The 21,547-nt window shown below is 50.0% G+C and carries 28 protein-coding genes; 15 read left to right on the plus strand and 13 right to left on the minus strand.

What is annotated here, in order from left to right; all coding sequences use genetic code 11:
* Window positions 1-79 precede the first annotated feature (79 nt).
* From EOE67_RS15245 to EOE67_RS15265, 5 genes are all read left to right on the plus strand, one after another.
* Window positions 80-1,000 carry a CE1 family esterase gene (locus EOE67_RS15245; protein WP_164852365.1) on the plus strand — a complete coding sequence of 307 codons (921 nt, stop codon included), beginning with the start codon at window positions 80-82 and terminating at the stop codon, window positions 998-1,000.
* A 75-nt stretch (window positions 1,001-1,075) separates the two neighbouring features.
* The gene (locus EOE67_RS15250; RefSeq protein ID WP_164852367.1) at window positions 1,076-2,083 is read left to right on the plus strand and encodes an extracellular catalytic domain type 1 short-chain-length polyhydroxyalkanoate depolymerase; all 1,008 of its coding nucleotides are present in this window, start codon (window positions 1,076-1,078) and stop codon (window positions 2,081-2,083) included.
* 134 nt (window positions 2,084-2,217) lie between these two features.
* A complete protein-coding gene (locus EOE67_RS15255) occupies window positions 2,218-2,634 on the plus strand; it encodes a nucleotidyltransferase substrate binding protein (protein WP_127700201.1) in 417 nt (138 codons plus the stop codon).
* On the plus strand, window positions 2,624-2,935 hold the full coding sequence (locus tag EOE67_RS15260; protein WP_127700202.1) for a nucleotidyltransferase domain-containing protein: 312 nt from the start codon (window positions 2,624-2,626) through the stop codon (window positions 2,933-2,935). The genes EOE67_RS15255 and EOE67_RS15260 overlap by 11 nt, the downstream gene beginning before the upstream one ends.
* Window positions 2,936-3,022: 87 nt before the next feature.
* Window positions 3,023-3,493: a BamJ family beta-barrel-assembly machinery protein gene (locus EOE67_RS15265; RefSeq protein WP_127700203.1), complete on the plus strand. Its 471-nt coding sequence runs from the start codon at window positions 3,023-3,025 to the stop codon at window positions 3,491-3,493.
* Window positions 3,494-3,519: 26 nt separating this feature from the next.
* Here EOE67_RS15265 and ampC read toward each other — a convergent pair whose 3' ends face one another.
* Window positions 3,520-4,686, minus strand: a complete 1,167-nt coding sequence (ampC, locus tag EOE67_RS15270; RefSeq protein ID WP_127700204.1) for a class C beta-lactamase — start codon at window positions 4,684-4,686, stop codon at window positions 3,520-3,522.
* A gap of 125 nt (window positions 4,687-4,811) precedes the next feature.
* On the opposite strand from ampC, the gene ampR reads away from it, so the two are divergent.
* Complete coding sequence (ampR, locus tag EOE67_RS15275; protein ID WP_127700205.1) at window positions 4,812-5,717, plus strand: LysR family transcriptional regulator AmpR; 906 nt, start codon at window positions 4,812-4,814, stop codon at window positions 5,715-5,717.
* Window positions 5,718-5,982: 265 nt separating this feature from the next.
* On the plus strand, window positions 5,983-7,257 hold the full coding sequence (locus EOE67_RS15280) for a metallophosphoesterase (RefSeq protein WP_127700206.1): 1,275 nt from the start codon (window positions 5,983-5,985) through the stop codon (window positions 7,255-7,257).
* 9 nt (window positions 7,258-7,266) lie between these two features.
* Here the strand turns inward: EOE67_RS15280 and EOE67_RS15285 are convergent, their stop codons facing one another.
* Entirely contained in the window at window positions 7,267-7,500 is a 234-nt protein-coding gene (locus EOE67_RS15285) for a hypothetical protein (RefSeq protein ID WP_127700207.1), read from the minus strand.
* Between the two features lie 17 nt (window positions 7,501-7,517).
* On the opposite strand from EOE67_RS15285, the gene EOE67_RS15290 reads away from it, so the two are divergent.
* From EOE67_RS15290 to EOE67_RS15310, 5 genes are all read left to right on the plus strand, one after another.
* On the plus strand, window positions 7,518-7,841 hold the full coding sequence (locus EOE67_RS15290; protein ID WP_127700208.1) for a DUF2845 domain-containing protein: 324 nt from the start codon (window positions 7,518-7,520) through the stop codon (window positions 7,839-7,841).
* A 143-nt stretch (window positions 7,842-7,984) separates the two neighbouring features.
* On the plus strand, window positions 7,985-8,359 hold the full coding sequence (locus tag EOE67_RS15295; protein WP_240652835.1) for a PA2779 family protein: 375 nt from the start codon (window positions 7,985-7,987) through the stop codon (window positions 8,357-8,359).
* A gap of 53 nt (window positions 8,360-8,412) precedes the next feature.
* A complete protein-coding gene (locus EOE67_RS15300; protein ID WP_127700209.1) occupies window positions 8,413-9,375 on the plus strand; it encodes a PA2778 family cysteine peptidase in 963 nt (320 codons plus the stop codon).
* 168 nt (window positions 9,376-9,543) lie between these two features.
* Complete coding sequence (locus tag EOE67_RS15305; RefSeq protein ID WP_127700210.1) at window positions 9,544-10,209, plus strand: hypothetical protein; 666 nt, start codon at window positions 9,544-9,546, stop codon at window positions 10,207-10,209.
* A 226-nt stretch (window positions 10,210-10,435) separates the two neighbouring features.
* On the plus strand, window positions 10,436-11,038 hold the full coding sequence (locus tag EOE67_RS15310; protein WP_127700211.1) for a hypothetical protein: 603 nt from the start codon (window positions 10,436-10,438) through the stop codon (window positions 11,036-11,038).
* 133 nt (window positions 11,039-11,171) lie between these two features.
* Here EOE67_RS15310 and EOE67_RS15315 read toward each other — a convergent pair whose 3' ends face one another.
* From EOE67_RS15315 to EOE67_RS15330, 4 genes are all read right to left on the minus strand, one after another.
* A complete protein-coding gene (locus tag EOE67_RS15315) occupies window positions 11,172-11,846 on the minus strand; it encodes a DUF799 domain-containing protein (RefSeq protein ID WP_127700212.1) in 675 nt (224 codons plus the stop codon).
* Window positions 11,843-12,220 carry a DUF4810 domain-containing protein gene (locus tag EOE67_RS15320; protein WP_206099618.1) on the minus strand — a complete coding sequence of 126 codons (378 nt, stop codon included), beginning with the start codon at window positions 12,218-12,220 and terminating at the stop codon, window positions 11,843-11,845. Before EOE67_RS15320 ends, EOE67_RS15315 begins: the two co-directional genes overlap by 4 nt.
* A gap of 11 nt (window positions 12,221-12,231) precedes the next feature.
* Window positions 12,232-12,915, minus strand: a complete 684-nt coding sequence (locus EOE67_RS15325; RefSeq protein WP_127700213.1) for a CsgG/HfaB family protein — start codon at window positions 12,913-12,915, stop codon at window positions 12,232-12,234.
* 269 nt (window positions 12,916-13,184) lie between these two features.
* A complete protein-coding gene (locus EOE67_RS15330; protein WP_127700214.1) occupies window positions 13,185-13,919 on the minus strand; it encodes a sporulation protein in 735 nt (244 codons plus the stop codon).
* Between the two features lie 500 nt (window positions 13,920-14,419).
* Between EOE67_RS15330 and EOE67_RS15335 the strand changes: the two genes are divergently transcribed.
* Together EOE67_RS15335 and EOE67_RS15340 are read left to right on the plus strand one after the other, a co-directional pair.
* Window positions 14,420-16,324, plus strand: a complete 1,905-nt coding sequence (locus EOE67_RS15335) for a M6 family metalloprotease domain-containing protein (protein WP_206099619.1) — start codon at window positions 14,420-14,422, stop codon at window positions 16,322-16,324.
* A gap of 169 nt (window positions 16,325-16,493) precedes the next feature.
* Window positions 16,494-16,718, plus strand: a complete 225-nt coding sequence (locus EOE67_RS15340) for a ribbon-helix-helix domain-containing protein (RefSeq protein ID WP_127700216.1) — start codon at window positions 16,494-16,496, stop codon at window positions 16,716-16,718.
* On the opposite strand, the gene EOE67_RS15345 is transcribed toward EOE67_RS15340, so the two are convergent.
* The 3 genes from EOE67_RS15345 to EOE67_RS15355 form a co-directional block, all read right to left on the minus strand.
* Complete coding sequence (locus tag EOE67_RS15345; RefSeq protein ID WP_127700217.1) at window positions 16,669-17,292, minus strand: nucleotidyltransferase domain-containing protein; 624 nt, start codon at window positions 17,290-17,292, stop codon at window positions 16,669-16,671. The two genes, EOE67_RS15340 and EOE67_RS15345, sit on opposite strands and share 50 nt — an antisense overlap.
* A 130-nt stretch (window positions 17,293-17,422) precedes the next feature.
* A complete protein-coding gene (locus EOE67_RS15350; protein WP_240652836.1) occupies window positions 17,423-17,758 on the minus strand; it encodes a nucleotidyltransferase family protein in 336 nt (111 codons plus the stop codon).
* Complete coding sequence (locus tag EOE67_RS15355; protein WP_206099620.1) at window positions 17,751-18,161, minus strand: nucleotidyltransferase substrate binding protein; 411 nt, start codon at window positions 18,159-18,161, stop codon at window positions 17,751-17,753. The genes EOE67_RS15350 and EOE67_RS15355 overlap by 8 nt, the downstream gene beginning before the upstream one ends.
* Window positions 18,162-18,359: 198 nt before the next feature.
* Here EOE67_RS15355 and EOE67_RS15360 point away from each other — a divergent pair, with 198 nt between their 5' ends.
* Window positions 18,360-19,007 carry an NAD(P)H-binding protein gene (locus tag EOE67_RS15360; RefSeq protein ID WP_127700219.1) on the plus strand — a complete coding sequence of 216 codons (648 nt, stop codon included), beginning with the start codon at window positions 18,360-18,362 and terminating at the stop codon, window positions 19,005-19,007.
* A gap of 134 nt (window positions 19,008-19,141) precedes the next feature.
* Here the strand turns inward: EOE67_RS15360 and EOE67_RS15365 are convergent, their stop codons facing one another.
* The 4 genes from EOE67_RS15365 to EOE67_RS15380 all read right to left on the minus strand — a co-directional run bounded on the left by EOE67_RS15365 (window position 19,142) and on the right by EOE67_RS15380 (window position 21,336).
* Window positions 19,142-19,669 (minus strand): hypothetical protein, encoded by a 528-nt coding sequence (locus EOE67_RS15365; protein WP_127700220.1) that lies wholly within the window; start codon window positions 19,667-19,669, stop codon window positions 19,142-19,144.
* A gap of 102 nt (window positions 19,670-19,771) precedes the next feature.
* The gene (locus EOE67_RS15370; protein ID WP_127700221.1) at window positions 19,772-20,128 is read right to left on the minus strand and encodes a hypothetical protein; all 357 of its coding nucleotides are present in this window, start codon (window positions 20,126-20,128) and stop codon (window positions 19,772-19,774) included.
* A gap of 210 nt (window positions 20,129-20,338) precedes the next feature.
* The gene (locus EOE67_RS15375) at window positions 20,339-20,767 is read right to left on the minus strand and encodes a hypothetical protein (protein ID WP_127700222.1); all 429 of its coding nucleotides are present in this window, start codon (window positions 20,765-20,767) and stop codon (window positions 20,339-20,341) included.
* A gap of 275 nt (window positions 20,768-21,042) precedes the next feature.
* Window positions 21,043-21,336, minus strand: a complete 294-nt coding sequence (locus EOE67_RS15380) for a hypothetical protein (protein ID WP_127700223.1) — start codon at window positions 21,334-21,336, stop codon at window positions 21,043-21,045.
* Window positions 21,337-21,547: the final 211 nt, after the last annotated feature.

The following is a 21,547-nucleotide window of genomic DNA, read 5'->3' on the forward strand; positions in this document are numbered from 1 at the left end:
TGTTTTAATCCTGTTTTATTTATGTCTCTTCACGATGTTGTGCCGGATGCTCAGGCTGCAATTTCAACAGGAGAATCAAATGAAAAATACCATCCTTGCAACATTCGTCGGCCTGAGCGCTTTAGGATTAACCGCTTGTGGCAGCAGTGGCAGCAGCGATAGTGCCGTTGTCACTAATCCACCACCACCGGTACAAGTTGCGCCAAGTGCCTGCGGCGTTTTAAAAGCGAATGAACAGTGTCTACAGATCAATAATCGTCATTTTATGTTGATTAGCCCGGCGGCCAAAACCACACCTTCGCCGATTGTGCTGGCCTTTTACGGCTCGCCGCCTTCTTATGGCACACCGCAGGAACTGGACTCCTTTTTAGGTTTACATGCGCTGGCCGACAGCAAAAACTACTTAATTGCCTTGCCATTGGGTGGTCAGGATTGGACCTGGGAAAGTAATGTGCAAGAAGGCAGCAATCCAAGTGCCGATACTGCGCTCAGCCTCGCCATCATCGACAAACTGGTTAATGAGCATCAGGGAGACAATAACAAAGTCGCGACTGTTGGTTTTTCTGCAGGCGCCATGATGTCGTATCAATTGGCTTGTCAGGTACCGCACCGGGTCAAAGCTGCTTTTGCCGTGTCCGGTCAACTTCGGGGCAGTTTGCCAGCCTGCAAACCGTCAGTTCCGGTGGTGCTGCACCATTTACATGGCACTGCCGACACTGATATGGCGTTAGAAGGCAGGGTGGCGCTGTCAGGCAATGTGATCAACAGTCTTTCAGGCACCTTGGAACGCTTCCGCCAGATCAATGGCTGTAGCACCAATACCATCGTCAGCGATGCTTTCAAACTCACGGCGAAGGATCAAACGGCCAAAACCACCAGCTTTCAGGGTTGTATCAAGCCAACACAGTTCACGATGGTTGAAGGCGGGCAACACCATCCGGAGTATCTGAAACCGGTGTTGCATCAATTATTAACCACCAGTTTTACCAGCGGTTTTTAAGCCGGGATCGGATTGCTAAAATCACCGTGGTGCGTCAGGATTATCTAACCAATCCGCTGGCGATCACTGATGCCTATGACTTTGACTTGGACTTTGACCCTGACTCGCAGAACAATGCAGCCGCTGTGGTGGCTGCTTTTTTTACCTTGGTACGGTATTGCGGCAACTGAGCGCATTGTCGATACCAAGCCGGACGCAGGCCTGCAGATAACGGCACTGCAGCCCGGCGAATACCAGCGTAAAGTCGCCAATCACCGAAAATACCTGCTGTACGTGCCGCGCTCGTTAAATGCCGGAATGAAAGCCGGGAGCAAAGCCGGTACAGCAGTGCCGCTGGTGCTATTTTTCCACGGCGGTGGCGGTCATATGGAGCAAGCGGCCAAAGCTTATGGCTGGCGCGAAACCGCTGAGCGCGAAGGCTTTGTGCTGGCGTTCCCCAATGGTTCCAGTGCGTTTCCACGCAGTCATCTTGCCACCTGGAATGCCGGACATTGTTGTGGTTATGCCCGCGATGAACAAGTCGATGACATCGCTTATGTGAAAAATGTGCTTCAGGACATCCAGGCGCAACTGCCGATTAACCCACAGCAAATTTTCGCCAGCGGCATGTCGAACGGCGGCATGTTGGCGCATCGTTTAGCGTGCGAGATGGCGGATACTTTTCGGGCAGTCGCCGCCGTTGCCGGTACCGACAATACCGTGCAGTGCCAACCAAGCCGCGCCATTTCGGTGCTGCATATCCATGCTCAAGATGACAGCCATGTGTTGTTTCAGGGTGGCGCTGGCGAAGATGCTTTTCGGGATAAAAGCAAAGTCACTGATTTCACTTCGGTTGCTGACACAATCAAACGCTGGCAACAACGGCTGCAACTGCCCGCCAACGCCAACCGGGTGCTGCAACAGCCCGGCGTGTACAGCGATCGCTGGCAAAGCACGGATGGCCGGATTCAACTGCAATTGGTGGTCACCGAAAGCGGCGGCCACTCATGGCCCGGCGGCAAAGCAGTGCGCGGCAAACAACCATCAACGGCGATTGATGCCAATACACTGATTTGGCAGTTTTTTCAGGCGCAGTTGCTGTGAAGTACTTTTCATTTTCGGCACATCTTGTATCCGATATACCGAAGTGGAATGACCACAGCAAAACCACAGGTTGTGACTGGCAGTTAAGGCCGTTACAATCGACGGCATGACCAAGCCACGGGTGTAATACAGTAATGCAAACCGATATTCGCTGGCAGCAACGATTTGCTAATTTTCAACAAGCGCTGCGAGAACTAACTGAAGCCGTTGATTTGGCCAATCATCGACCACTCTCCAAGCTGGAGCAACAAGGTTTGATTCAGGCGTTTGAATACAATTACGAACTGGCCTGGAACTGTATGAAAGACTTTTATCAGTTTCAGGGCGAAACCGATTTGCAGGGTTCGCGCGATGCGATTCGGCTGGCCTTCAAACGCGGTTTGATTAAGGACGGCGAATTATGGATGGACATGATTAAAAGCCGCGCCTTAACGTCTCATACTTATAACCTTGAAACGGCGCAGGCTATCGCCCGGCTAATTTTGCAAAGCTATTACCCGGCTTTTTTGCAACTGGCTCACGATCTTGGTACACACCTCGATGGTCACTGAACATTTTGGTTTGTCTGGCTGCATGGTGCAGCAAATTCAACAAGTTCTGGCGGCCTATCCTTCGATTGAACAAGTGCTCCTGTACGGCTCTCGTGCGATGGGAAAGGAAAAGTACGGCTCTGATATCGATTTGGTGATTGTCGGCGCGGATTTTAGCCATCAGCAATTGCTGCATCTGTTGACGGCGCTGGACGATTTATTATTACCTTATTCTTTTGATATCAGCAGATTAGATGACATCGCCAATCCTGAACTTCATGCGCATATCCAGCGGGTTGGCCAAGTTTTTTACCAGCGCTGACGCATGGTTGCACCTTTGACCAAAAGCAACTTAAACCCTAAGATGGCGCTTACTTCTGGCCACATTTATCAATAACCCGGACCCAATATGAAAATAGCGTTAATTGTCATCATCATCGCCTGTGTTGCTTATTACTTTTACAACAGCGCCAATAATCAGAAAAATTCAGTGGTGAATCAGGAACAAGGTAGTGTTTTCCTTGCCGAAAACGCGCAAAAAGAAGGGGTAAAAACCACAGCTTCCGGCCTGCAATACCAAGTATTACAAGCGGGCAGTGGTGACCGTCACCCAACAGCCACCAGCACAGTGCGGGTGCATTACCACGGTACTTTAATCAACGGTACCGTATTTGACTCTTCAGTAGAGCGTGGTGAAACCATCAGCTTCCCGTTAAACCGGGTGATCCCAGGCTGGACCGAAGGTGTGCAACTGATGAAAGTTGGCGACAAATTCCGCTTTTTTATCCCGTCAGGTCTTGGCTACGGCAACCGCAGCACCGGTAAGATCCCAGCGGGTTCGGTGCTGATTTTTGACGTGGAATTGTTTGAGATCCAATAAAAAATCAGCACAGAACCGCTTCAGCATTACTTCAAGCCTTCCAAAATCCGATACGCCAGTTCCACCCGCTGTGCGTTCGGATAACGTTTGTTCGACAGCATCACAATGCCAACCTGGCGTGACGGAATAAAAGCAGCATAAGCGCCAAAACCGCCGGTCGCGCCAGTTTTATGCACCCAGCTGCTTGTTACCGCAGCGGTTGGCGGGGATATCAAGGTCGCGGCACTGCCCTTTACAAAATCCGGATCGGTCATCGCGGTCAGCGCCGAGAGCGGCAGCGGATAATCGAGCATTTCCCAGCCCAATCCCTGATACATCTGTCCAGCTTTTGCATAACGTTGTTGGGCGCGCGCAATTCCCGCCTTCAGCACTGGAGCCGTGACTTTCTCCGGCTGCAGATTGGCCTGCACCCAGCTCGCGACATCCCGCACACTGGCCTTGGCCCCGCCCGCTTCGTCCAGCAACACGCCGGTTCCAATCCGCACCGGCTTGCCTTCGTTGTAGCCCCAGGCATATTGCGCTGCCGAAGCTGTTGGCACCTGTAAAAAGGTCTGCTGAAGCTGTAAGTCCTTCTTCAACCCGTCGAAGGCATCGGCATAAGATTTGCCATCGGCGGCAACCGCCAAGTGCGCAAACAAGCCAATACTGGTATTGGCGTAAACCCGTTGCGTACCAGCTGCATATTGCGGCTGCCACTGCTGGTAATAGTTTTGCAAACTGGCTTTGTCGGTGACGCTATCCGGCATAAATAACGGCAGGCCGCCAGCGGTGTAAGTCGCCAGATGCTGCATCTGAATTTGCTGCCACTGCGGGCTGGTCAGCGCTGGCCAGTGTTTGGCCACTGGATCAGTGAGCGCAATAGCGCCACTTTCAATCGCCATCGCCCCTAACACGCCGGCGTAGGTTTTGCTGATCGAGCCCAGCTCAAACAGGGTATCCGGTGTCACCGCAGTTTTTTTGGCAAGGTCGGCCTGACCAAAACTGTAATGATAGGTTTTACCCTGCCACAACACGGCGACCGCCATGCCGGGGATTTGCTGCTGTTGCATCAACTGACTCACTTGCTGATTGACTGCAGCTTGTAACGCCGCTTCGTTTTCAATGACGTTCGTGCGAGCCTGCACCTGGCTGGCAGATACCAGGATGAACGGCAGTGCGCACCAAAGTGCCACACGGGTTTTGCTGAAAGACATAAAGATTCCTTGGCTGGTTGAGTTGATAAATTGGTTTGCCGGCGACAGTTAGATTGCGCCAGTTGACATCGCCGTACAAACGGTTAATTTGCACATCAGCTGTTAGAAAAACTTACAGGAAAGCCATGACTCGTCGTTATATTCCGCTTAAATCACTGCGCGCCTTTGAAGCTGCCGCCCGGCATTTAAGTTTCACCCATGCCGCCATCGAGCTGAACGTGACGCACTCGGCGGTCAGCCAACAAGTGAAATTGCTGGAGGATCAGCTGCATTGCCCGCTGTTTTTGCGGGTACCTCGTGGTCTGGCGCTGACACCTGAAGGGGAACATTTGCTACCGGTACTGAACGAGTCTTTTGATCGGATCGCCCAGCTGTTAGATTATTTTGCTGGTCGTAAAGTGCAGGAGAAACTGAAAATTGGGGTGATCGGCACTTTCGCCACCGGTTTTTTGCTGCCGCGACTCGCTGCTTTTTATCAGAAATTCCCGCATATCGAACTGCAAATTTCCACCCACAACAACCGGGTTGATGTAGCCGCCGAAGGGCTGGATTATGCCATTCGGTTTGGCAGCGGCGCCTGGCATGGCACGGCGGCTTTGTATTTATGCGACAGTCCGCTGACGCCGTTATGTACACCGGAGATCGCCGCCCAGCTGAGGCAACCTGCCGATCTATTGAACTTCCGGTTGCTGCGCTCGTACCGGCGCGACGAATGGACCGCCTGGCTGCAACAAGCCGCAGGCCCGCAGTTGCCGCCGACGCATCCGGTGATGGTGTTTGATTCCAGCATCACCATGCTCGAAGCGGCCCAGGCCGGTGTTGGCATTGCGATAGCGCCAGCACGGATGTTCAGTCATCTCCTCAGTAGTGGCCGGATCAAACGACCGTTTTTGCCTGAAATCAGCCTCGGCAGCTACTGGCTCACCCGGCTGCAATCCAAAGTAGAAACCAGCGCCATGCGCGAATTTGCCCAGTGGCTTAGCGCGGAATTGGTTGCCAGCGCGGAGCTGATGCCAAGCACAGAGCTTTAGGCCGAACACAGCGCATTTTAAATAACCGGGGGCTGCGACATCCTCGCCCCCGTTTCGACACTTTCTACCGAACATTCCCACTTATTCCCAAATACCAATACACCAATACACCATTTGCCTTTGCATTTGCCTTTGCCTTTGCCTTTGCCTTTGCCTTTGCCTTTGCACAAAAAACACACTACAAATTACTTTGCATTACAAAGTAACTTTGTTATACATAGCATAACAACAACCTGCTCATTCACAAAAAACAAAGGATCCTAAGATGTCCCTACTTTTGACCAATCTAAAACACTTCGGCATCACTTTTTTGATCTTGCTGAGCGCTCTGGTCTGTTTTGGCCTGAGCATTGGCGCGGACGCCCATTTATTTGAAGATAAGCTCGCCTATCAGCTGGAGGGCGAAGTGCATGTATTTTTTGAAGATGGCCAAACCGTCGCCCACGTGATCAAAGGGGATAATGATCGTGGTTTTACGGTGGAGACTGTGGTGCTGGCTAGCGCAGCTGCCAACGGCTTGGTTGCCGGAGATCAGGTTGATCCGAACGGTCAGGCCAAACCCTATATCGAAAAAAGCAGCGCCGGCGCAACCAAGCTGAAGCTAGTTTTCCCCGAAGATGGCAGCCATTTTGACGTGGATATCTCCAGTCTCGCCAATATTGACGACAGCCTGACTATACCGACCATAACAACACCGGCAGACCTCTTTCAGGACGGTGAACCTATCATTGCGATTTCCGATATCGAAAGTGGTTTTGGCGCCTTCCGACAATTTTTAGTGGCGCACGGCGTTGCCGACTTGCAGCTGAACTGGACCTTCGGCAAAGGCCACTTAGTACTGGTGGGCGATTTTGTCGACCGTGGCGCCTCCACCACGCAGGTGCTGTGGGCCATTTATAAACTGGAACAAGCCGCGCGCGAAGCCGGTGGTCAGGTGCATTTTATTATTGGTAATCATGAAATTAAGAACCTACAGGGTAACTTTCAGTCCGCCAACGAAAAGTACTTTTATATCGCGGGTATGCTGGGTAAACAGCAATATCAGTTGTTCGATGACAACGCGCTGCTCGGCCGCTGGCTGGCCAGTAAAAATGTGCTGGAAGTGATTAACGGCGTGGCTTTTGTGCATGGAGGGCTGCATCCGGATTTAGCTAAATATCAGATGTCGGTGGCCGAAATTAACCAGATTGTCCGCAGCGGCTACCGCACTTTGTATTATTCACCGGCCACCGTCAGCAAAACTTCGTTCCTACAATCCAGCACCACCGGCCCTGCCTGGTATCGTGGTTATTTTAAAGACGATTTAACCCAGCAAGCTGTCGAACAAGGCTTAACCGCTATCGGCGCCACAGCCGTGGTGGTCGGCCACACTTTGCAAAGCGAGGTTAACGCCCGCTTTAACCACAAAGTTTTTGCCATCGACGTCAAACACCCCAAAGACTACCTGACCAGCTTCCCGCTTCGCAGCAGCGAAGGCTTGTTGATCAAAAACGGCCAGTATTTCCGGTTAACTGAAGATGGGGAGATAGCGGCTTTGTGATGCAGGAATTTAAGCAAGTCCTTGGCAAATCACCATCCGGCGTACTGCCGCTGACGCGGCGAGTAGCGCTCTACGATCCCAAGTAAAACCCAACTCAAACAAGGTCGGATAAACGCGAAGCGTGCCATCCGACAGGCGGTCGACATCATTTTGTTTTGTCCCGAAAAATACTTTGTATTCCGGTAAAAGCTGCTTTAATTTAATGACATCCCATGCTGTAAAACAACAAGTTAACAACAACACAAGGAATGGAGTCCATCATGCAATCACTAAAAACCCTCAGCCTGATAACGACCTTTTTATTCGCCTCGCAATTTGTCGCCACTCAGGCTGTTGCTGAAGGCTTGCGTTGCAATAGCGATATCGTCAATACCGGTGATGCCAAAGCTTCAGTGCTGCAAAAATGTGGCGAACCGATGCTGAAGGATTCGTTCTGCAATCCAACAACTGTGGTGAACGATGGCAACGAATGCGAAAAAATTGAAACCTGGACTTACAACCCAGGCTCCGGCAAGTTTCTGACGACCTTGAAGTTTTCTCAGGGAAAAATCATCGCCATCGAGTATGGTGCACGCGTTCCTTGATCAAGCCTGCAAATGGCAGGCAGTTGCATAGCTCTGGCCGATAGACTACTGTGACTAGGTATCAAATGCAGAATGGTCATCGCTACAATTCATATCTGGAAACGATAATCTACTTTTAAAACAACGTGTTCAAGGATAAATGAATGATGAATAAATTGGTAAAAGCCAGTATTGCCTGTTCGCTGCTGATGTTCGGTCTGGGACAGGCAACGGCCGACGTCTACAGTTCTGATCAGGTCATTTCCCATCAACAATTTAACTATGACAAACAACAAGTATTGTCCTTTGTTGGTAATGCCCAGGTGCAGCAAAAACTGATTGAGCTGGGTGTTAGCCCTGCCGATGCGCAGCAGCGTATCGCCAATATGACTCAGCAAGAAATCAACGCCTTAAACAGCCAGCTAAACGAAATGCCGGCCGGTGGTATCGTGGGTGTTGTGGTCACTGTGCTGGTGGTCGTGGCCGTGCTCGATCTGATGGGGCTTACCGACGTGTATCCTTTTATTAACCCTATTTAAGGTTGCTGTTGTTGCATTCCTGGTGGCAGTTCTACCGCTCCCCGAGCCTGAAAATGGCTCTAACGGCGGCTCTGCTGCTGGTGCTGGGTGGCTGTCAAACGCCACCCCAAACCCAACAATTAAAGACTGATCCGCCAGATATTGCCCGGCAACAGCTGATTGCCAATGTGCCATTTTTTCCCCAACAACAATTTTTTTGCGGCCCCACCACCTTATCGGAAGTAGCAGGTTTTTATGGGCTGCACAAAAGCCCCAACACTATCGCACCCAGCACTTTTATCCCCGGCCGCGAAGGCACCTTGCAGATTGAAATGGTTGCTGCAACCCGCCAACTGGGCTTGGTCGCATACGCAGAGCGTTCCAGCATGCAGCAGTTATTAAGGCTGGTAGCCGAGAATATCCCGGTGATTGTGCTGCAGAACAATTCGATTGGCTGGTTTCCGCAATGGCATTATGCGGTGGTGATTGGCTATGACCTGAATACCGCCGAAGTCATTTTACATACCGGAGTCACAGCACAGTATCGGCTGAATTTCTCGACCTTCGAACGCACCTGGCAGCGCGGAAATTACTGGATGCTCGCCATGTTACCCAGCAGCAAAATCAGTGCGCAGCTTGACCCTTTCATCTACACCAAAGCCTGTCAGGACTTGCTGAACACGCAACAAACCGCCACCGGCATTGCCGCTTTGCAAACAGCGACGCAGCAATGGCCTGATTATTGGTTACCCTACTTTTTACTGGGCAATCATTATTTTGCGAACCAGCCGCAACAAGCAGCCCGTTGGTTTGCCAAAGGTTTACCTTTTGCACAGCAACAAGTGCCATATCTGAACAATTATGCCATGTTGCTGAGCAAACTAAGCTGCCACCCGCAAGCCAACAAATTGATTCAAGCAGCACTGCAGCTAGCGCCAAATGACCGCAAGTTGCTGGATAGTCAGGCGCAAATAACGACCGCAGCGCGTATGGATATGGATGGTAAAGCACAATGCCAGGTTACAGCTTTGCAGTAGGAAATCGATCCGCGAGACTAGTATCAGAAACTTGGGGTCAGCACTAAATCATTCATGCCCGGCGCCTCATTCATCCAACAAATAACACACAACCTGCTTACATAGCAAAAATCAGACTGGTACACTCTCCTGGCAAAGTTAATTAATTCTGTGTTGACGGGATACATCGTGATAAACGTTGGTTGGATGCAGTTACCGGGAATATTGTGGGTCGGGCTGCTAGTCGGCTTGAGTGGTTGCACCCAGACGGTGGGGGTGCAAGGCCAGTTGCTGGTGGTTGCCGCGCCGCAAATCGATCCGGCTAACCCTGGGTTGGCGCGTTTTCAAAGCGGACCGGCGCAAACCAAACTCGAGGTAGTTCCGGACAGTAAAATCGTCAAATCAATGTCCATTTTGCAAGGGCCACACCAACAGTTGATCAAGCTCAAAGGGGTGAACTGGGGCCAAGGCTCGTTGCTGGTACATCTGACGCAAGACCAGCTACATGGCAGTTTGCGGCTTGACTGGGTGCACGATAGCCAGCCGCTGGTCAGTCACAGCACCAGCCTTTGTACCTTTTCCGGCATTTGCGCTTATGAAGCCGAAGTCGAAGTTGAGAAGTGCGACTACATCGACAATGTATACACTTGCAGCAAACATAAGGAAACACGCAGCGAATATGGCCATTACGATTCCTGCTCTGGGGAGCAAGAAGTGGCTGTAACTGAACAATACAGTCATGCCATGTTACGGCTGCAGCTAAAAGATGTCGCTGGCAGCCAGTTGGATTTCAACGGCCAAAGCTCATCGGAGCTGTTTGAGCTGGACCGGCAGACGATCAGCGAATGTCGTTAGTGCGGCACAGCGGCTCAAAAGTGACACAGGCTTGTCAGCAGCGGCGGATTATTTAAATATCACGCCAAGCTCAATAAAAATGGGCAGAGGTCATTAGCGTCGTGGTGCCTCCCCCCAAACTTGCCCCCATGCTTTGCTGAATGTCCTGTTATTTTTAGGCGAAAGTAGCCGAGCATCGCAATCGGCTGTTGCTGAAATTTAGCAGTCGAAAAACGAGGTCTGTTTGATGAAATTGTTGAATTTGTACATCGGGCGCGGTGTTTTTATCTGCGTCGCACTCGGACTGTTAAACGCTTGTTCGAAACAATACGACGTGGTGGATGGAGCTGATATTCGGATTATTCAGAAAAAGGAGTACATGAGCCAGGTCACCCGGTTTGAAACCAGCAATCAACAGAAAATCCGGTACGTGGTCACTACCACGCTAGATAACAAACATTTGATCATCAGTCTTTCGTCGACCTTTGTGGCAAGAGATACCGGTTTCGCAATCGCGGTACACTGTGCTTCAGCCACACTGCACTATCGGGGCAAGGATTACTCGCCAGTCGCATATCAGACACGGCTAAACATCAAAAACTGTGATCAAAAAGGCTGGATTTCAGCAGCGGGTAGCCGTTTTCCGGATGCGGATAATGGCGACCTCGACATTGTCTTTTCGCTCGATGAAGCTTTAACCGACGATTTTCAAATTACCCTGCCCGCGATTTTAGAAGTCGACACCATGGACACGCTGCCTGCGGCGGAAAATTTTGCCAACATCCACCAAACTAAACTCACCATGCACCGCCAATGGTTTAGAGAAAATTTGTATAGTGGGATCCGGTAGAAAACTCAGAGGGCACTGGTTGCTGAATAGCTGCAACCGTTGGTAACTAAAATGAAAAAGCCCGCAACGATGTGAGGGCTTTTTTGTCAGCAAACTAAGCTCCGGACGCGCCGGCAATCAAGTGTGTCTAAAGTTATTGTTTTGATTTTTCTTTGCCGTGTTTGGGTGAGCGCGGGCCATATAACAACCCATTGTGCGCTTCTGGCGACAGCAAACGGGCTGATGCGATGCCGGCAATCTCAAAGCCGGTGTCCAGGGCGGTTTCAAAAATCTGCGTCACTGCCGCTTCGACCAACATCCCGACGACACCAAAGCCGTTGCTATTGTCAGAGTTTTGTTCGCTGCTGGCAGCGCGGGCACTGCCTTGCCATAAGATTTCGTTGGTTTTGTTATCAACAAGTTTCGCCTGCACTACCACCACAGTATCGCTGGAGAGTATGGCGTAAGAGGTACCGTATTCCTGCACTTCGATATACATCACCGCATCAGCACCAAAGATTTCACCGAGCTTCTTTGAAGGAACCGCATGAATGTCTTCGGCAACGGTGAGGCCGTTGTTTTTGAAGGTTTCATCGACCAAAGCCACCGGAAACACATAATAACCCGCTTCCGCCAGTGGTACTGTCACATTCGCTAACACCCCGTAAGGCGCAATGATTTCAGTGGTATGGTTGATCGGTGGCAACACCAAAATTGACTTTGGATTACTCTGTTTAAAGGCAGTGTAATCCATGGCCGTTGGAGCCGTCACACAACCGGTTAGCATGATGGCTAATACTAAAGCGGCAAATAATTGAATGTTTTTCATGATTTACCTGCTTTAGCATTTTTCAGTAAAAAGTCGATAAATTGTGCCGACTCCGGATATAGCGCTTTTTCTTTGTTTAGATAAGCAACACCCACATCCATTTGACCACTTTCAATATACAAGTAGCCCAAGTGAGCATTTAATCCCGGGCCCACTTGCAGATTTTTAGCAGAGCTTTTAGCGATGGCTTTTTCCAGCGCTTCAATTTCCTGCGTCACCGACGAATCTTCGTTTTTAAAGTGCGTATAGACAGCGTCTTGATAATCGCCGTAATGATATAACGGTTTGGTGGTTTGGCAGCCGCTGAGCGTTGCCACCGCCACCACCACTGCTAAAAATTTTAGCGGCATCACCATTGGCATCACCATTGACATCAAAGAGGACCTCACTGCGGTTGCCATTGGTTATTTTGGATGCCTTCAACCAGTTTGTTCACTGCTTCGCGCATGGCCAAATCTAACACTTTACCGTTTAAGGTCGCGTCATAGCTGGCGGTGCCGCCAAAACCAATCACTTCACGATTTTCCAGACTAAATTCACCGGCGCCCATCACGGAGAACACCACAGCTGAGGTTTCTACATCCACAATATTTAATGCAACTTTGGCATAAGCCACTTGCTCTTTGCCTTTGCCAAGCAGACCAAACAATTGTTTGTCGCCGGTTTGTTTCCGACCAAATTCAGTGACATCACCCGTCACCACATATTTTGCACCTATCACTTGTTGAGTGGCGCCAGCAAACTGCGCTTCTTGTGATAATTCAGCCATATTGGCGCGGTCCATCACCAAAAAACGATTGGTTTGTTGTAAATGGGTCAGCAGAATGGTTTTGGCTTGAGAACCAAGTTGATCGGTGTCTGCGTTAAAAATGCCATTTTGAAAGTTTGAGCGGTTTTGGAATTTACCAACCACCAGTTTACTTTTTTGGCCTTGGTAAGCCTGATAGCTGGCGTTTACTTTAGGGGCTTCAATAGTGCGGGACGACTCAGTAGCGCTACAGCCAGCCAAAACAATGACTGGCAGTAAAAATCCTAATTTGTGGGGTAATTTATGGAACGTACTTTTCATTTAAATGTCCTTTTCACGTCAAAATGGAGGGAATAACTACAAGCTATCTACATTTAACAGCACTATTTTTATACGCAGCCTGAACAAGCCAGGGCTTTTTTTAACCGGATTTTTGCCGGATCAGGCGCACGGATTGCAAATACTGTGGCAGCAAGCAGCACTTTGCAAAGGGTTTACTCAGCATTGGGGGCGCGTCTCATATCTAATGTGACAAACCTGTTCGAAGATCCCCAAAAGAGCTTGCCACAGGCAGTCATGTATCCCCAAAATCAACCTAGTACAGTGCGTAGCGCCCTTTGCACTTCAGCACTGCTGCTGCGTGGCGACAAACGTAAGGTTCGGTAACTGTCACCACGGAAACTGCGATCAACTTCAACCACCAATAACATGTCGGCGCCGTCTGGCAAAAACGACAATTCCACTTCTTTCACCCCTGACAACCACTGGCGCGGGCGGAATTCAAATTCCTGATAACAGCCAACTTTGCTGCGTTTACCTGGCACTTGCAGAAAACCTTTTTCCACATCCACTTTTTGCAGCTGATAACCCAAAACCAGCATAGCGTCGATGCAATTGAGCATCAGCGGGGTGGCATCGATGCGCAATAAATCGTTGTCGGTTGGATCCAATGCCATATCGATATCGGCTTCGCTGGTTAACCAAACTTTGCTCACAGTGTGATGTGGCAAATGCGTCACCGGCAGCTCGTCGATTAAACGCAATTCAAACGGCAACTGATGCCGTGCACCAGGCTCCACCAGCATGGCCTCGGCCAACCGAAAACGTTGCAAACAAAAATTCTGATAAAACTCGCCGTTGTCGGCTTTGACCTTCACCCGCGTCATCAACGCTAAATCAAAACCATTAATTTGCTGCGCCACAGCGCCACCCTGGATCTGAATGTGGCCTTTCAAGCTACCACCAGGCACACACTGATTCGTCTGCAGTTGGGTATCAATTTTACAAGCGCCAATACCGGCTGAAGCAAGGAGTTGTTTAAACATCTGATATTCCTGATTAATGAAGATTTTTTCCTGCGCCTTATTTATGGCCAAAGCGCAGTTTTGACAAGCTCTGCCAGAGTTTTAATTGTTAGCAAATGTGATGTGTTTCCGGAACAGAAATAAGTGGCTGTCCAAGATTACTGTGGCCCAAGATTACTGGGTGACATGGTGCCTGCATACTAATTGCTGAATATTGCCGGTTTCTTTGGCCCCTATGCCACGTCTTTTAATGTTCTGTTATCTCTATAATCCTGCAGCTGCCGTTCCGGCGAAACACGAACAATCAACAAATCCCCTTGTTTGGTCATCGTTTTTTTTCGAAAGTAAAAACAAGTTTCGAAATATCACGCATTTATCATTTTTTTGCCTTATGTCTGTTTAGTTTCTGTGCATCGGTGCGCCTAGGCTGCTATGACCGGCTCAAACCACCCGCACAGAGGCCGGAATATCCAGCAGCAAAGCTGCCATAAAAATCTTCCGATGCAATAAGGAACAACATGATGAAAATCCACTTACCTGGGCTGGCGCTTGCGCTGAGCTTTGTTTTACCTGTGAGTCAGGCAGCCGTACCTTTTGTCGATCACCCCCTGCAGTTTCGTCAACCGAATGGCCAAAAATTGACGATTTATTTATCCGGCAACAACTATTTTGCCGAACAGCGGCTGGCCGATGGCAAACTGGTGGTCTACGACAATAACCTCAAAGGTTATGCTTACGCTGTGGTGAGCGCCAATGGCAGTGCACTCCAATCCACCGGGCAATTGGCGCAACCGCCCATTGGCAGTAAACAGAGCACCCCCGGTTTATTGCAAAACCAGCAACCGGGTTTAAGCCCGGCAGCCAAAGCAGCGTTAGTTAAGCAAGCGCAACAACAACTGCTTGGCAACGAGGAGCCACACCAGCATGGTCCGCAACATCTGACCGATGGTTCCCCCAAAGCCGCCGATGACGTCCCTATGGCGTTACCGGCAACCGTGCGTGGCCTGACGGTCATTATTCAGTTTCCAAATCAAACCGGTACCATCAGCAAAACCCAGGTGGAAAGTTTCCTTAATGATCTGACGTACACCGGTTTTGGCAACGCGCAGTCCGTCCGCGGCTACTTCCAGCAGGTGTCTGGCAGCAAGCTCGATTACCAAAATACTGTTACCCGTTATTACACGGCGAAGAAAAACAAAAGTTATTACACCGATAACAGCCTCTCGTCGTCCGTGCGTTCGCAGGAACTGATCAGCGAAGCTCTGAACTGGTTGGAATACACCGAAGGTTTTAATTTCTCCACCCTGACCACCAATAGCAGCAAACAAATCCTCGGTTTGAATTTTTTCTATGCCGGCGAAGCAGATAGCGCCTGGTCCAAAGGTTTATGGCCACATATGGGCGGTTTATCACCGCGCTTTTGCGCCGACGGTGTCTGTACCTCGCTTTATCAAATCACCAACATGGGCACAAACATGGCGATCGGCACTTTCATTCACGAAAGTGGCCATCTATTGCTCGGCTGGCCAGATTTATATGATTACGACGGTAGCTCAGAAGGATCAGTCGCGGCATTTTGTGTGATGGGTTATGGCGCCATTGGTGTGCAAAACAAGTTTAAGCCCACGCCGCCGGTGGGCGTATTCCGGCACTTAGCTGGCTGGGATACCGTCACCGAACTCAATCCAGCCCTGAACAGCCAGGCACCGACCGGTCAACTGAGCCATACCTCCGGCGCCCGCCAACTGTATCGTTGGGGAAATCCGGCCAATACCAAAGAAGCGTTTTACATTGAAGCCGTTCATCAAAGTGGCCAGAACCAGTATCAACCGGATCAAGGGTTGGCGATTTGGCACGTGGATCCAAGTGGCAGTAATTCGAACGAATGGAAACCTTATATTCAGATGGAGCATGCCGACGGCAAACGGGATCCGGAAAATAAACGCAATCGCAGCGACGCCACCGATCTCTATGATGGCAATACCACTGCTGAATTTAATAAAATTTTCCCCAATGCGCTGACCAGCCGCGGCACCAACGCTCTGTGGTGGAACGGCAGCGATTCCGGACTGAATATCAGTCAGATCAGCAGTCCGGCCAGCACTATTAACTTTACCCTGGCAGCCGCCAGCGCAGGCGACACCTATAGTGGAACGCTAGCGGTGGGCGCACAGGCAATAGTGCCAAATAACAGTTATTTTCAATACAACGGCGGCACCCTGCGCCTGACATTGAGTGCTGCCACCGGCACCAATTTTGATTTGTACCTACAGCGCTGGAACGGCAGCAGTTGGGCCAACGTCGCGCAATCGACCGCCAGTAACTCGAATGAAAGTTTAAGTTATGCCGCAAGCAATGGTTATTACCGCGCTCTTGTACGGTCAGTCACAGGTGCGGGCAGTTATCAGCTGAATATCCGGAAGTAGCTTAGGTGTAAGATTAATCAGAACTTCACCAAAGCCAGGCTTTTGTCTGGCTTTGTTTTATCGGGTGCGATTGAAAGGACTGCAAGAGGACAGCCCCAGCTACCCGCTGAGTGCACAACTTATGTTGGTGGTGTAATTTTGAGGCATTATTGCACCCAAGGAGCTAAACATGGCCCGTCAAAGTACTTCCCTCAGCCAGCCCAATGATGAATGGTTGCAACAACAAGTCAGTGCAGGCGGTGAATACAGCAGTAAAAGCGAGCTGATCAACGAACTGATCCGTAACGCCCGTCGTGCCGAGGCGCTGAACCAGAAACTCGCAACGGCTGAGCAAAGCGGTTTTACTAACCAAAGCCCGCCCGACATGCTTCATTTAGCAAAAATGATTGTCTAAGGTCATCCTTGTCTCCTGCAATCATCAGTAGCGGACTTTCCAATAGCGCCGTGATAAAACCAGATGGTGCCGCCAACGCTTTTTGCCATTCGGCCAAAGAATAGAGTTTAGGATTGATCTCGCGGCCAAGTTGCTGCTGCGCCGGATACAGCTGTTTGACCGCCGCCGCAAAACTTAAATCGCCTACCAGCAGCAAATCAATATCACTGGTCGCGGTGGCTTTGTTACTTGCCACAGAGCCAAACACCGCAGCAAATTGCAATTGGTCGGCGACCGGCAACAACGCCTGTCGCAACACATCCGCCAAACCGCTGGTTTTTCGCAGAATACTGGCCAGCTCTTCAAACACCACACAACGGGTGTCCGCCTGATACCAAAGCTGATTGCCCTGTTCAGTTTTTTTCAGAATGCCCGCCTGCGCCAACTTGGTCAGTTCTTTATGCAAAGTACCAGGCTGAGTGTGGGTTAACCGGGCAATCTCGCGCACATGCCACGCCTGATCGGGTTTAAGCAACAACAACCCCAACACCTGGCGGCGATAGCCGGTAAAAAGCAGATCAACAAGCGCAAACATCACACCACCAAATGAAGCCAAATAAGCTACGAATGCAGCCTTTTAGGCTTCATTGGTCAAATGTTGGGAAAAGGGAGAGAGCCAAATGGGCAGCCACAGGGAAAAAAGTGGCTGTCCAAGATTAGTTTACCTACTGCAACACCAACTTCCGGGCCAAAATTCGCTCCCGAAACACTTGCGATGTCGTCGCCCAGTCAAGCAAATCGACTTTCCAGGGCAAATCCGACTCACTAAAAGCTTCGGCAACTTCCGCGAGCAATTGCAACGGCAAAGGTTGCGTGCCGACAATGGCCACATCTAAATCTGAGTAAGGTTTACAAGGGCCACCCACTCTGGAGCCAAAAGCCCAGACAGCATAACCCGGCAGATATTGCTGCAAAATACGCTGGATGATTTGCCACTGCTGCGGGTTCACTTGCAACAGGGCCGGCACTGTTGGTAAATCAGCAGGCATTGCATCAGTCATCTGATAACCGCTGCGCTAAAGCGGCCGCAAGAAACTGCGCTTCCGCTAAAAAAGCCGGAATACCCGCCACCACTTGCAGCGCAATATCTTCATCGTAGGTATGACTGGTTTTACTGCGCATATCGCGATAACCGCGCCAAACCGGCCAGTCTCCAAGCAACAAGCCTTGCTCGTTAGCAGTGCGAATGAGATCAGCAAAAGGCATCTGATCAAATTGCTCAGGGCTGGCTGCGGTTTGTTCCAGAAAGCGCTTCAGCATTTTGTGGCTTATTTCGTAAGTAAATTCAAAACGTTGCACCAAGCCATCGCGGATTTGCGTATCGGAAATATCCTGCTGATACCGTAGTAAACCTTCTTCTAAGCGGGCAATCGCTTTATGCAGCGGCGTAAGATCCAAAGTCATCAAAGTACCTGTTCAGTCAGCTGGAACTCGAGCAAGAATACCTGAACCACCGGGAGTCGGCTACTCTGGAAAAAACGCAGCCCATAGGGTCAAAGTTACATTTAATCGACAGGGGTTTAGTCGACTAAACGAAGTGGCTGTCCATGATTGGTTGATTTTCGTTACACTGGATTTTATTGCATCCACGAAGCACTCCATATGAAAACTTTATTAATCCTCGGCGCGAGTGGTGCCGTTGGCAGCCAATTACTGGCGCAAGCGTTGCGTCACCCTGATGTTGCCAAGGTGGTTGCGCCCACCAGACGCCCCTTAAATCCACATCCAAAGTTAGAAAACCCTATTGTTGATTTCGAAGCTCTGCCGGCAGATGCATCATGGTGGCAAGCGGATGTCACATTTTGCGCCTTGGGGACTACGCTTAAGCAAGCGGGCTCAGCGCAAGCCTTTTATCGTGTTGACCACGACTATATTCTGCACATCGCCGAACTGACACATGCCGCTGGCACTCAATCTTTCGTGTTGAACTCCACCCTTGGCGCAGATGTGAACGGCTTTGGTCTTTATCTTAAAACCAAAGGTGAAACTGAGCGCGATGTCGGATCTTTGGGTTTTTCTTCGCTGAGCATTGTGCGGCCGTCTTTACTCGATGGCGCTGTCCGAACTGACAAACGCACTGGTGAAGCGGTTGGTTTATTGCTCAATCGATGTTTAAGAAAACTGATACCCATCACATGGCGAGCCATTTCTGTTGCGAAGGTTGCGCAGATGATGCTCAGCGCCGGGTTATCCGCAAATCCTGGCATTCGGGTGATTGAATCTGCTGAAATTCATCAATCTGATGAGTAGAGATGTTTTTGGCGGGTGGACTCCATGGACATCCATCGACTGCGACAACCTTCCATGACTGCTTCAGTTAAAAAAGTGGTTGTCCAGGATTACAGCTGTCCAAAATTGCTGTTGTCCAAGATAGCTGGCCGCGATCAAGTCCATGGAAATAAATGATTAAAAGAACTGTTGAGCCGCTGTGCTCGCCTTGTCTGCCGTGCTACATAAGCGAGATAGCCACCCGAGCAGACGAAAAACCAACCTAACCAGGGCTTGAGTTTTTCACCAGCTGCGATAGCAGATGCTATTTGGGGGTAAGATCTGACCAACTGCTGATTAATTTGTATTTCCCAGACCGAATGGTATCTGTCATCCGAAAAAATCGGGCCATGTGTCGCTTTTTCATATCGAAGCACCACGACCTTACCACCGGCGACTTCCAAGGCTCTTCTAACCCGATGCGCAGCACCTGCACCTTTCGAATAACTAAAGACCTGCGGGTGTTCTTTCAAGGCAAAATTTATGCTGTACCTGTGTGTTTCCACCCAGCTCACCTGACCACTGACTTGTAATAAATCGGCTTCAGCCTGAAGTTGTGATTCATGAAAAAACAGAAAAAAGATGCCAAACGCCATGGATAACGTCGATAGGACAACCATCCCGATCCAGTTAGCTTGTTGCACTGCAGTTCCTGTGGCTATCGGTAAAAGTGAATTAAACTACCACTGCGGGGAAAAAAGTGGCTGTCCAAGATAACAACTATCCAAGATTACCCCCTGGTCTCGTTACAGCACGCCGGCACTGCGGTGGTTATAAATGCGGATAGTCATCAGGATCAGGATGGTCGCAATCAGGGCTGATACGGCATGATGCATCACCAGATGGCTGAGTAGGAAAGTCGGGACGTCTTGCCAACCATCGATCAACCACATTTTACTGAACAACATCACGTAAGTGGCCAGATGCAGATACAAACCGGTACGGAAAATTTGCCGGATCCGCCGTTGCAGCGGTTGGCTTAAGCCTGAACCAAACAAACGCAAACTGATGAGTGCGGCGATACAAAGCCCGAGCGACAATAATCCCAGCCCTAACAACGACGTTTTCGCCACAACGGCGCTCGCGATATACCAAGGTACCATCTGGACATTCTCATATGGGTTACGATGCGCGCATCCTGCAGCCGGACGGGTTTGATTGTCAACGTCGATCCGTTTGATGGCCAAAAAAACCAAACAGGATACCTACCAAATACCCACCAAATAAAGGATAAACCAAGTGGCTGTCCAGGATTACGGTCCAAAATTACGCTGACACGCTGTAGTTAACGACAACAAAAGACCACGTAGTTTTTAATTCATGGATGGGTTTACGACAATTGCGCCGGGTGGAAGACGCTCTGCCAGTTGTTCGCGACACCACTGCTCCGCTTCTGCCTGAGTCGCAAACCCTGCCAAATTCATCCCAGTTTTATGCCGGGTGTGCTCAAGGATCTGCCGTTGGATCGATGTCGAACATACAGAGGCTATCGCCACACAATCATGCTGCAAGCACCACTTATAGCTCGCACCAATCACTTTCATCACCTCAGGCGCCCCCAAGGTTTCTTCATCCAGCACATCAATGCGTGCCCACGCGCTGCGTTGGCATTGACTGACACTGTGCTGGATCTGCAAAAAACCAGCAGTGACACCTTCCAGATTAAAAGGCCCCCTCACATCGATATACAAAAAATCCGCATCCCAACGCAAAAGAAGCTGACCATGAGACTTTAAAGCCATAGTGGTGATAGCCGACTGCTAAAAATTGATACTTAAGCAAAGGCTAGCATAAATCAACGCCGCGTTATGCGACAGGCAGCAGATAAGCCAGTGGTGATTGTGGTGTGTGGGGATTGTTGCTTATTGCCGGGCGTGGGTTCTCAAATTGTACAATCGCTGCACATTTCCAACGAATTTGCCAAAGCCATTTGCATCTTTACCAAGCTGGCTTTAGTGGCGGTTCGAAATAATGCAGGACAGCCATAAATTGAACTGCAATACATGTCTGTCCGGTTTTATCCTCCCGTTTCAACCGGTGCCAGACCATGTTTGCGGTCTTTGGCTTTTTCGATGGCCTCGTTCAATTCTTTCACCACTGGATCGTTCGGACGATTTGACCCGCCATTTTGGCGTTGTTCAGCGCTGAGTTTTTTCTGCAACTTAGCCCCTGCAACCACATAAGACGCGGCATCCAGCACGTCGTTGCCGGTATCGAGAGTGACGGCAGTGTGCTTGCCAACGTGATGGACAGTGCAGGCGCTGAAACAAAGTGGGCTTAACAACAGGCAGTAGCGGAAAAACGTTTTCATGGAATGTCCATATTGTAAAAAAACTGAGGCTAACCGCTTAAAAATGAATTTTATCTGAATCGGCAGCATGCCATAAGTTTAAGCGCAAGGCGCCAAAGCAATAATTCAGGAGAGGCTTAAATTGCACTGCAATACATGGCTGTCCTGTTTATCTGGCAGTCCAAGATTGCTCTATGATTGCTTAACTGGGACGTGGGTTGTATGTTCTAAA

Origin of the sequence: Rheinheimera riviphila (assembly GCF_004005945.1) — a bacterium.
GTDB classification, from domain to species: Bacteria; Pseudomonadota; Gammaproteobacteria; order Enterobacterales; family Alteromonadaceae; genus Pararheinheimera; species Pararheinheimera riviphila.